We start from the raw sequence: 11,793 nt of genomic DNA, 5'->3' as shown, positions 1-11,793 counted from the left end.
GCTTTTTGTGAGCCGCAACTTCAAAACCTTGAAAAGGAATTCAGGGTAGTCAAATTAATAGAAGGCTACAGAAAAAGAGGCCATCTTTTCACACTGACAAACCCTGTTAGGGAAAGAAGAAAGTATGAACCTAAACTGGATCTTGAAAATTTTGGGTTATCTGAAAGCGATTTGGACACTGTTTTTAATGCCGGAGAACTCATTGGTAGAGGACCTACAATCCTTAGAAATATAATTGATCACCTTTCAAAGGTGTATTGTCAGTCTATTGGAGTAGAATACAATTATGTTCGTAACCCTCGTGAAGCACAATGGATACAGGATTGGATACACAAAGATGATAATCAACCAAAGTTTACCCCGGATCAAAAAACATACATCTTAAAGAAACTAAATGAAGCCGTAGCTTTTGAGTCGTTTTTACATACAAAATATGTTGGCCAAAAGCGTTTTTCTCTTGAAGGCGGCGAAAGTTTTATTCCTGCTGTTGACGCCATCATTGAAAAAGCAGCGGAAATGGGCGTTGAACAATTTGTAATGGGAATGGCCCACCGTGGTCGTTTGAACACCCTCGTTAATATTTTCGGCAAAAACGCCAAAGATATTTTCAGCGAGTTTGACGGAAAAGATTATGAGCAAGAAGCTTTTGACGGCGATGTAAAATACCATTTGGGGTGGACCTCACACCGTGAAACCAATTCCGGAAAAAAAATCAACATCAATCTGGCTCCCAACCCATCCCATTTGGAAACTGTGGGTGCAGTTGTTCAGGGAATTGTCCGGGCAAAACAAGACCGCCACTTTAAAGGCGACCTTCAAAAGGTACTGCCAATAGTTGTTCACGGAGATGCAGCAATAGCCGGTCAGGGAATCGTTTATGAAATTGTTCAGATGGCAAAACTCGACGGATACAAAACCGGTGGTACCATTCACATTGTAATCAACAATCAGGTGGGCTTTACTACAAACTACCTCGATGGTCGTTCTTCTACATATTGTACCGATGTTGCCAAGGTAACCCAATCACCGGCTTTGCACGTTAATGCAGACGATGTGGAGGCTGTTGTTCATGCTGTGACATTTGCACTTGAATACCGTATGGCATTTGGAAGTGATGTTTTTATAGACCTTTTAGGTTACCGTAAATACGGCCACAATGAAGGCGACGAACCGCGATTCACCCAGCCTAAACTCTACAAGGCCATTGCAAAACATAGAAACCCCAGAGACATTTATGCTGAAAAACTCATCAAGGAAGGGGTCATTGATGAAAAATTTATTCCGCAAATCGAGGAAGAATACAAAAACCATCTGGAAAAAAAACTTGAAATTTCGCGAAAGCAGGAAAAAACCATTGTCACACCATTTATGCAGGATGAATGGGAAGGGTTTGAATCTGCAGACAGTGCTAAAATGAGAAAAGAAGCCGATACTTCTTTTGATTTGAAAAAACTGGACAAAGTTGCAAAAGCGATAACCCAGCTTCCTAAAGACAAGAAGTTTATCAGAAAAATTGAGCGACTCATTGAATCCAGGGAAGCCATGTATTTTAAAGATAACAAACTGGATTGGGCAATGGGAGAACTATTGGCTTATGGAACACTTTTAGCCGAAGGTTTTGATGTGCGCTTTAGTGGACAAGACGTCGAGCGAGGAACATTTTCTCACAGACACGCAGTCATTAAAGTCGAAGACAGTGAAGAAGAACTAATACTCCACAACCATATACAAGAAAAACAAGGAGAATTTTATATCTACAACTCGTTGCTTTCAGAATATGGGGTTGTTGGTTTTGATTACGGCTATGCAATGGCAAACCCAAACACTTTAACTATTTGGGAAGCGCAGTTTGGAGACTTCAGTAACGGCGCTCAAATAATGATTGACCAATACATCTCTGCTGCCGAAGACAAATGGAAACTTCAGAACGGACTTGTGATGTTATTGCCTCACGGTTATGAAGGACAAGGAGCTGAACACAGTTCTGCCAGAATGGAACGTTATCTGCAACTTTGTGCGCGCGACAATATGTTTGTAGCTGATGTTACCACACCTGCCAACTTGTTTCACCTGCTTCGCAGACAACTAAAAACCAATTACAGAAAACCATTAATTGTTTTTACACCTAAGAGTTTGTTGCGTCATCCCAAGGTACTTTCTTCAAAAGAAGAAATGGCGCAAGGTAGTTTTCAGGAAGTTATCGATGATACCATAGCTGATGTCAAAAAAATAAAATCACTAGTGTTTTGTACCGGAAAATTCTATTATGATCTCCTGGAAACTAAGGAAGAGTTGAAACGGGAAGATGTTGCTTTGGTGAGAATTGAACAATTGTTCCCCTTACCAAAAGACAAAATGCGCGAGCTTATAAAAAAATACAAAAACGCCGATGACATCGTATGGGCACAAGAAGAACCCAAAAACATGGGTGCTTACAGCTTTTTAATGATGCACTTTGAAGAAGCCAGAAAATTAAGAATTTGCAGCCGAAAAATGTATAGTGCACCCGCTGCCGGAAGTACTGTTAGATCTAAAAACAGGCATCAAAAAGTGATTGAAAGCGTATTTGATAAATCATTAACTTTAGAGGATTAAAAAGTGAATTTACGTTCTGATAGAAAATGGAAGTTCAGAAAATTCAAAATAAAACCTATACCGTAAGGAATCAAAGTGTGATGCTGGATTTTGATTTGGCAGCTCTTTATGATGTGGAAACCCGTGTACTTAAGCAAAGTGTAAGAAGAAATTTAGACAGGTTTCCCGAAGATTTTATGTTTGAAATAACAAAGGAGGTATGGAAAGAGGTTATCACAATTTGTGATAACCTTCCTGAAAACATAAAATTCAGCCCTGCAACACCTTTCGCATTTACAGAACGGGAGTCGCTATGCTGTCAAGTGTTTTAAGGAGCAAAAAGGCCATTGCTATTAACATTTCCATCATGCGGCATTTGTTTTTATCAGGCAATATGCATTGAATTATAAAGATTTAAACGAAAAGCTCAATAAGCTGGAAAATAAATACAATAAACAGTTTAAAGAAGTTTCAGAAGCTATTAGGTTTTTAATAACAAAGGAATTAAGCGAGATAGAAAAAGCAGAACGTAAAAAAATTGGTTTTAAATAAAATTATCAAAAGATGATATTAGAAATGAAAGTTCCCTCACCGGGAGAATCCATTACCGAAGTAGAAATAGCACAATGGCTGGTAGCCGATGGCGATTATGTTGAAAAAGACCAGGCCATAGCCGAAGTAGATAGCGACAAAGCCACACTGGAGCTTCCTGCCGAAGCCAGTGGCATCATTACGCTTAAAGCGGAAGAAGGTGATGCTGTTGCCGTGGGCGAAGTAGTATGTTTAATAGACACTGCCGCTGAAAAACCGGAAGGAACTGAAAAGGAAGTTGAAACCTATAAAAACCCCGGTGACGAAGGGTCTAATGACGATGATGATGCATCCAAAAGATTAGACAGAGAAGCTGCCAAATCTGAGAAAACCAATGAAAAAGCAGCTCCAGTAACTGAAAAAATTGAAAGTTCAGATAAAGTCACCCCTCTTTCACAGGAGAAGGGTGAGACCAGTTATGCTAAAGGAACCCCTTCCCCGGCTGCTAAAAAAGTACTTGATGAAAAAGGAATTTCTCCAAATGATATCGTAGGTACCGGTCGTGATGGACGTATCATCAAAGAAGACGCACAACAAGCCAACAAAGCTTCAATGGGAACCCCGGGGCACGGAAAACGCGGAGAAGAACGCAAAAAACTGTCCATGCTTCGCCGCAAAGTGGCAGAACGCCTGGTGAGTGCTAAAAACGAAACAGCTATGTTGACCACGTTCAACGAAGTGGATATGACAGCTATTTTTGCTTTACGCGAACAATACAAAGAAGAATTTAAAAACAAGCACAATGTAGGTCTGGGCTTTATGTCTTTCTTTACTATGGCAGTGGTCCGTGCACTCGATATGTATCCCGATGTCAACTCCATGATAGACGGCGACTATAAAATTACTTATGATTATAAAGACATCAGCATTGCGGTTTCAGGACCTAAAGGATTGATGGTTCCTGTAATCAGAAATGCAGAAAACCTGTCTTTCAGAGGTGTGGAAAATGAAGTTAAACGATTAGCCATTCGCGCCAGAGAAGGTGAAATAACAGTAGATGAAATGACCGGAGGAACCTTTACTATTACAAACGGTGGTGTATTTGGCTCCATGCTTTCTACACCCATCATCAATCCTCCTCAAAGTGCCATATTAGGAATGCACAACATTGTTGATCGCGCCATTGTGAAAGACGGCGGCATCATCGTTGCTCCGGTAATGTATGTTGCATTGTCTTATGACCACCGCATCATCGACGGCAAGGAATCTGTTGGATTTCTTGTAGCTATAAAAGAAGCCCTTGAAAACCCTGAAGAACTGTTGATGAACAATGATGTGAAAAAAGCCTTGGAGCTATAAATAACCGTAAAATCGATTATTCCATTCTTCAATTTTTTTTTCTAAATCATATTTATAAAACCCGAAAAGGCATTCTTTTCGGGTTTTTTGTTATTTATATGAATTAAATTCTTCATTATGAAAAAGTCCATCCCCCTTCTTTTGCTTCTTTCAATTATTTTAACTTGCTGTAAAAACTCTACGGGAAAAGAAACATCAGCTAAAACTCAAACCCAAAACGACCTGATACTGGTAGCCAATAAAACTGGCAACTCTTTACACATTATCGATGTAAAAACCCCAGAAACATTGCACATTCTTGAAACAGGTCTTGAACCTCATGAAGTTGAAATTACGGCTGACAGTAAGATAGCCGTTGTGACCAATTATGGAAATCGTGAAAATCCCGGAAATACCCTTTCAGTATACGACCTTTCGGAATTCAAATTGATAAATACAATCGATTTGGGAGAACACACCCGTCCGCATGGCATTCAGGCTTTTGGCGAAAACAATAAAATGCTCGTTACTACCGAAGGCTCCAATAGTTTACTGCTGGTCAATATAGAAACCGGAACTATTGAAAAAGCAATCAATACCGGTCAAACCGTTTCTCATATGGTCGCCGCTACTCCCGATTTAAAAAAAGCATTTGTGCCCAGCATCAGCACCGGAAATCTCACTGTGATTGATTTGGAAAAAGAGGAAGTCGTTCAGCAACTGTATTCCGGCAAAGGTGCAGAGGGAATTGACATTTCTCCGGACGGTAAAGAAGTTTGGGTGAGTAACCGTGATGATAACACCTTAGCAGTTTTTGACACATCCACTTTGGAATTGACACATACCATCGCATGTGAAGATTTTCCCATACGATTAAAATTCACCCCCGATGGCAAAAAAGTACTGGTGAGTAACGCACGCACAGGTGATGTGGCTATTTTTGACGCCAAAGATAAAATGCTTTTGGCCAACGTAAAAATGGATGTTCCCTTACCCGATGAAGTGGATGACGAGCGCTATTTTTCAAGGGAGTTTGAAGGCAGTTCCATCCCCATTGGCATCGTGGTTCCAAGCAATACTAAAGCTTATGTTGCCAATACCAATGCAGATTTGGTGAGTGAAATAGACTTGGAAACTTTCACTATCAAACGTCATTTTCCAACGGGCAAACAACCGGATGGAATTAATTTTGTCAGCAAATAGATAGGTAAAGATGATTATTAAGTCGCTTTCCTAAAAAACATTTAACGTCTTACTCCATTTCTCTTTTAAATTGTTTTTAGTTTTAAACATCTAATAAGGGCTACTTTTTATACTATATCTGCATGTTTTGATTCAGCCAAAATGACTAAAATCAGTTTTTTTTTGGGTTACAAACGATACCTTGCGCACAAAACCCAAAAATATGATATCAAATGCCTTGTTAAACCCTGAAAGTATAGTTGTTGTGGGTGGCTCCAATGACATTTCAAAACCCGGCGGGAAAGTACTTCACAATATCATAAAACACGGTTACAAAGGGCGTTTACTTGGCGTTAACCCTAAAGAAACTTCCATACAAGGTGTTCCCTGCTTTTCTTCTTGTGAAGAACTGCCCAATGTAGACCTCGCTATTATTGCAGTAGCCTCAAAATATGTTGAAGAAACCATTCATATTTTAGTTAATCAAAAAAACTGTAAAACCTTTATTTTGTTTTCGGCGGGCTTCAGTGAAACGGGTATTGAAGGAAAAGCCCTCGAACAAAGATGTGTCAAAATGATACAACAAGTTGGGGGTACTTTAATAGGCCCAAATTGCATCGGTATTATAACAGAGCATTACAAAGGTGTGTTTGCCGGTCCTATACCTGAATATGACCTCATGGGCTGCGACTTTGTTTCTGAATCGGGGGCTACTTTGGTTTATATATTGGAAATGGCCATGCCACGCGGGTTAAAATTCAGGGATATTTTTTCCATTGGAAACAGTGCACAAATTGGCGTTGAAGACATCCTCGAGTACTGGGACAACACTTTTGATGCAGAAAAAAGTTCCAAAATCAAATTACTCTATATGGAAAAAGTGTCCCATCCTGAAAGGTTTTTAAAACATGCCCGCTCTTTAGTCGCAAAGGGATGCCGGATTGCAGCCATCAAATCGGGAGCAACAGATGCAGGTTCCAGGGCAGTTTCTTCACATACAGGATCACTTTCAGGTTCCAATATTGCAGTGAGTGCGCTTTTTAGGAAAGCAGGGGTGATACGTTGTTTTAGTCGTGTAGAACTTGTGTATATGGCCTGTGTTTTTACCTATGACGCTTTTGAAGGAAAGAACATTGCAGTGATTACCCATGCGGGCGGACCGGGAGTGATGCTCACAGATACCCTGATTAAAGGTGGCTTGAACGTTCCAAAAATTGAAGGTCCTTACGCCGATGCTTTACTGGCCGAATTACACCCCGGCTCTTCAGTTTCCAATCCCATTGATTTTTTGGCTACAGGTACCGCCGAACAACTGGGAAAAATACTTGATTATGTAGAAAACTCATTTGAACATATCGATGCTTCTGCAGTGGTATTTGGCACAACAGGTATGTGGAAAGTAGATGATGTTTACAAGGTGTTGCACGAAAAAATGAAAACTTGTAAAAAACCCATTTACCCTGTTTTACCTTCTATCATCCAGGCAGCTGAAGAAGTCAGCCGGTTTCATGCTATGGGTCATGTTAATTTTACTGATGAAGTGAGTTTTGGATATGTGCTTTCGAGAGCTTGCAAAATGCAAAAACCTTTTCCAACCCCCATTTTACCAAAAGTGGACGTTCAAAGCATCCGCCGGGTAATCGAAAATGCGGGTGAAGGATACTTAAGTCCTTCAGATATTGAGAAATTATTCCTGGCCGCAAACATTCCTATGGCAAAACAAAAAACGGTTAATACCATTCCGGAAGCGATTGCCGCAGGTGTATTTCTTCATTTTCCATTGGTTATGAAAGTAAATGGCCCTGTCCATAAATCTGATCTAAACGGGGTGAAGTTGAACATCAATACCAATGATGAAATTGCAACAGCTTTTAATGAATTGATGGCCATAAGGGGTGCCGATTCTGTTTTGATGCAAGAGCAAAAATCCGGAGTCGAGGTCTTTATTGGTGCCTCCAGGGAAGACCCCTTTGGACATTTATTATTCTGTGGCCTTGGAGGAATTTTTATTGAAGTTTTCAAAGATGTGAAATCTGCCCTTGCCCCAGTGGGAAGAGATGAGGCCATGTCGATGATCAGGCAATTAAAATCATACCCCATTATTCAAGGCACAAGAGGAAAAGAAGGTGTGAATGAAGCACTTTTTACAGAAGCCATAGTAAATCTTTCGGCTTTACTTCAGTGTGCCCCCGAAATTAAGGAACTGGATATTAATCCTCTAATGGGTAGTGCCCAAAATGTCGTTGCTGTTGATGCCAGAATATTGGTTTCTGAATAAATGGTTGAAATGTTTTGTTAGATGTTAAATCAAAAAAAAACCACAACTGTTTACTTATATTGCCATTTTATTCAGAACAGTTTATTAATTCAAATTCCTTTTCTCAATAAAAAACCGTTTTAAAAGTTCGGAAGCTTCTTGGGCTAAGACACCGCCTTCCATTTTGGTTTTGGGGTGGAGTTGTGTGCCCATTGTGATACAACCCCGTTGCTCATCCCTTGCTCCATACACGATGCGGTCAATCTGGCTCCAGGCAAGTGCCCCCGCACACATTTGGCAGGGTTCGATAGTGACATAAAGTGTGCATTTTTTGAGGTATTTTCCGCCCAGATAATCTGCAGCGGCGGTAATGGCCTGCATTTCGGCATGGGCAGTAACATCATTTAGGGTTTCGGTGAGATTGTATGCACGGGCTATGATTTTATTTTCAACGACAATCACGGCACCAATTGGTATTTCGCCTTTAGCGAAAGCGTTTTCAGCCTCCTGTAAAGCACGTTTCATGAAATAAGTATCGTTAAAAGGCTCAATCATTGAACTATTTCAAATTTTACATTTCAAAATTGTTATTTGTAATTGGGTATATAGTTAATTGTGACTTTCATCACACCCATCACGCAATCTTATATCTATTGTCTAAAGTCTCACTTCTAATAACCCCAAAAATACAACTTCAATTGTTTACTTTTGCAGTATGGCAGCATCTTTATTAGACGAAATCCGGTTTCCGGAAGACTTACGCAAACTTTCCCTTGGCCAATTACCACAACTTGCTAAAGAGTTGCGCCGGTTTATTATCGATATCGTCGCCACGAAAGAGGGTCATTTGGGTGCGAGTCTGGGTGTTGTGGAATTAACCATTGCACTGCATTATGTATTTAACACTCCTGAAGATTTACTGGTTTGGGATGTGGGTCATCAGGCATATGGGCACAAAATCCTTACCGGTAGAAAAGATAAATTTCACACCAACCGTAGATTGGATGGCATTTCCGGTTTTCCTAAAAGGGATGAAAGCATATTTGACACTTTTGGCGTTGGACATAGTTCGACAGCAATTTCTGCGGCATTGGGAATGGCCATTGCTGCCCAACTTAACGGAAACACACAGCGGCAACACATCGCTGTGGTGGGTGATGCTTCCATAGCATCGGGGATGGCATTTGAAGGCTTAAATCACGCAGGTGTCACCAACACCAATTTATTGGTTATTTTAAACGACAATGCAATTGGCATCGACCCCAGCGTGGGTGCTTTGAAAGAATACCTCACTAAAGCCACTCTCAAGAAAACGCCCAATCAGGACAATATTTTTGAAGCATTAAATTTTGATTATTCAGGCCCGATAGATGGACACAACCTATTGGAATTGGTTCAGGAATTTGAGCGATTGAAAAAAGTTCCGGGGCCTAAACTGCTCCACATCATAACCAAAAAAGGCAAAGGCCTGCGTCAAGCAGAAGAAGATCAGGTAAGGTATCACGCCCCCGGAAAATTCAACAAAGATACAGGCGATTTACTTCCTAAATCCGCAGTGCTACAACCACCCAAATTTCAGGATGTTTTTGGAATAACGATGGTAGAACTGGCAGAGCAAAACCCAAAAATCATAGGAATAACTCCCGCTATGCCCACTGGAAGTTCGTTGAAATATATGATGGACAAATTTCCGGCAAGGGCATTTGATGTGGGCATTGCAGAGCAACACGCCGTGACTTTTGCTGCCGGGCTGGTAACTCAAGGGATGATTGTTTTTTGTAACATTTACTCCACCTTTTTGCAGCGCGCTTACGATCAGGTCATTCACGATGTGTGCTTGCAAAAGCTTTCGGTAATATTTTGTCTGGATCGTGCCGGAATTGTAGGAGAAGACGGCGCCACACATCACGGTATTTTTGATTTGGCTTATTTGCGGTGCATTCCCAATTTGATTGTTTTCGCTCCGCGAAATGAAATTGAATTACGCAATATAATGTACACTGCCTCATTGGGGCTTGAACAGCCCATCGCCATCAGATACCCGCGTGGAAGAGGCAGAATAATAGACTGGAAACAATCTTTTTCAAAAGTGGAAATCGGGAAAGGAGAATGCATAAGGGAGGGAAAAGGAATTGCTTTGCTTTCGGCGGGATCTATAATCAACAACGTTTTGGATGCTTTAGAAGATAATCACATTAAAGATATTGCCGTGTATGATATGCGTTTTATAAAACCTTTGGATGAAGAGTTGTTACACCGTGTTTTCAAAAAACATCAAACCATAGTGACTATTGAAGATGGAGTTAAATCCGGCGGTTTTGGAAGTGCTGTTCTGGAATTTGCTGCTCTACATCAACACAAAAATGACCTGCATATTTTAGGTATCCCGGACCAATTCCCGGAGCAAGGTACTGTTGAAGAACTTCAAGATTTATGCGACCTTTCGCCAAAAAAATTAGCTGAGTTTATTAAATCGCTACAATAAAAAAAAGACTGCCATCGCTGACAGTCTTTTAAAAATTCAAAATAAGCTTATTATTTATCTGATGATAAGTTTAGCATTGTGAGTATAATTCTCACCTTTTATTTTAACAATATATACTCCTGCTCTAAGATTACCTGCCTTTATACTTACAGTTCCATTCATGATCACATCCTGATTGAAAACCATTCTTCCATTGATATCATAGATTGAAACAGTGCTCTGTCCCATATCCTCTCTTGATACAATGTGCACATCACCTTGTGATGGATTGGGGTAAATCATAAAGTTGTTTAATGATTGTCCTTGAGTACCAAGTAAGCAATCTTCAGGCACATCAAATGCTTCCACCTGGTCAAAACGGTTGTTTGAACTTCCCTGACTGGCACTTAATCCTAATCCTCTTCTTGCAAAAGCATTCCATATTAAACAACGATTAGCACCTCCGTTTGCTAGAAGATCAGCTTGAAGTATTGCATCGCGACCGTTTACAAAACCGGGGCTACAGGGTTGAAGTTTTAGTGCATCAACTACAAGTTGAAGTGCTATATTGTTTCCCCCTGTGCCTTCATAAATGTCCGGATCAAAACCATAAACATCAATGAGGTCCCAGGTAAGGTCCCAAAGCATAGTTGCCCAAACAAAACCAATACCGTGAGGCCGTGAAAGTCCCGGATTATTTGTTGCTCCATAGGTGAAATTATTAATTGCAAAATTTGTACTGTAAGGCGCAGGCCTTATTCCATTACCGTTAATGGATTGACCTCTAACAAAAGTTCCAATTCCTTTACGTTGATCTGGGGTGTCTCCCACCTTCATTGTTAAAATTAATCCAAAATAATCGCTCCATCCCTCACCCATTTGTTCATCGTTTTGAAGACACCCACTGATGAATGCACCTCCGGTGAGACGATTAGAAATTCCGTGTCCATATTCATGGGTTATGATTCCATTATCAAGGGTTCCGTCAATCATAAATGGGCCTGTTTCTTCAATCGTGGCATTTATGGTTTGACCGGCAATTAGTGCTGCTATGATAGCTTCACCATTATTCTGGACAATCATTAAGGCCGGTATGGTTACCTGATTCCCTACGTCGCCGGGTCCCATTGCGATGGGGTCTCCTGAAACATTGTTGGTAACTATCACAGCAACAGCCCCTTGATTTTGTGCTGCAAGCACTTTATATCCAAATTGACAGGTTCCCCTTCTTATAACGGCAATTTTTCCAGCAATGGCTGAACCATTGGTAATGTTATCACAAGCGTCATAGGGATCTGTAGAAACGCCTGCGTTATCGTCTGTTACTAAAACCAAATCGGCTGTAATGGCCGGATTAGGTAATCCGGGACCAAATGTGGCACCAATCCCTATATAAGAACCTGCAAGTGGACCGTTATTTATAGTTAAAGGTTGTCCAGGAGGACCC

At 40.6% G+C, this 11,793-nt stretch carries 9 protein-coding genes; 7 read left to right on the top strand and 2 right to left on the bottom strand.

Annotated features, from left to right (window positions below; translation table 11 throughout):
- From AC6F75_RS01225 to AC6F75_RS01200, 6 genes are all read left to right on the top strand, one after another.
- Positions 1 to 2,595: 2-oxoglutarate dehydrogenase E1 component (locus AC6F75_RS01225; protein WP_500713103.1), on the top strand; the 2,595-nt coding region annotated here is incomplete at its 5' end.
- A gap of 26 nt (positions 2,596 to 2,621) precedes the next feature.
- Entirely contained in the window at positions 2,622 to 2,906 is a 285-nt protein-coding gene (locus tag AC6F75_RS01220; RefSeq protein WP_500713102.1) for an ORF6N domain-containing protein, read from the top strand.
- Positions 2,907 to 2,973: 67 nt separating this feature from the next.
- Positions 2,974 to 3,126, top strand: coding sequence for a hypothetical protein (locus AC6F75_RS01215; RefSeq protein ID WP_500713101.1), 153 nt, complete (start codon positions 2,974 to 2,976; stop codon positions 3,124 to 3,126).
- A 12-nt stretch (positions 3,127 to 3,138) separates the two neighbouring features.
- Positions 3,139 to 4,464 (top strand): 2-oxoglutarate dehydrogenase complex dihydrolipoyllysine-residue succinyltransferase, encoded by a 1,326-nt coding sequence (odhB, locus tag AC6F75_RS01210; protein ID WP_500713100.1) that lies wholly within the window; start codon positions 3,139 to 3,141, stop codon positions 4,462 to 4,464.
- 117 nt (positions 4,465 to 4,581) lie between these two features.
- Positions 4,582 to 5,646 carry a cytochrome D1 domain-containing protein gene (locus tag AC6F75_RS01205; protein WP_500713099.1) on the top strand — a complete coding sequence of 355 codons (1,065 nt, stop codon included), beginning with the start codon at positions 4,582 to 4,584 and terminating at the stop codon, positions 5,644 to 5,646.
- Positions 5,647 to 5,848: 202 nt separating this feature from the next.
- Positions 5,849 to 7,903 carry an acetate--CoA ligase family protein gene (locus AC6F75_RS01200; protein WP_500713098.1) on the top strand — a complete coding sequence of 685 codons (2,055 nt, stop codon included), beginning with the start codon at positions 5,849 to 5,851 and terminating at the stop codon, positions 7,901 to 7,903.
- Positions 7,904 to 7,987: 84 nt separating this feature from the next.
- Here AC6F75_RS01200 and AC6F75_RS01195 read toward each other — a convergent pair whose 3' ends face one another.
- Positions 7,988 to 8,437: a deaminase gene (locus AC6F75_RS01195; RefSeq protein ID WP_500713097.1), complete on the bottom strand. Its 450-nt coding sequence runs from the start codon at positions 8,435 to 8,437 to the stop codon at positions 7,988 to 7,990.
- 160 nt (positions 8,438 to 8,597) lie between these two features.
- Between AC6F75_RS01195 and AC6F75_RS01190 the strand changes: the two genes are divergently transcribed.
- A complete protein-coding gene (locus AC6F75_RS01190; protein WP_500713096.1) occupies positions 8,598 to 10,367 on the top strand; it encodes a 1-deoxy-D-xylulose-5-phosphate synthase in 1,770 nt (589 codons plus the stop codon).
- 54 nt (positions 10,368 to 10,421) lie between these two features.
- Here the strand turns inward: AC6F75_RS01190 and AC6F75_RS01185 are convergent.
- A partial coding sequence (locus AC6F75_RS01185; RefSeq protein WP_500713095.1) for a M36 family metallopeptidase occupies positions 10,422 to 11,793 on the bottom strand: 1,372 nt, incomplete at its 5' end.

Source organism: Planktosalinus sp. (assembly GCF_059864935.1).
Note: the sequence above shows the minus strand (reverse complement) of the source record. Positions and strands in the feature narration are given on the sequence as shown.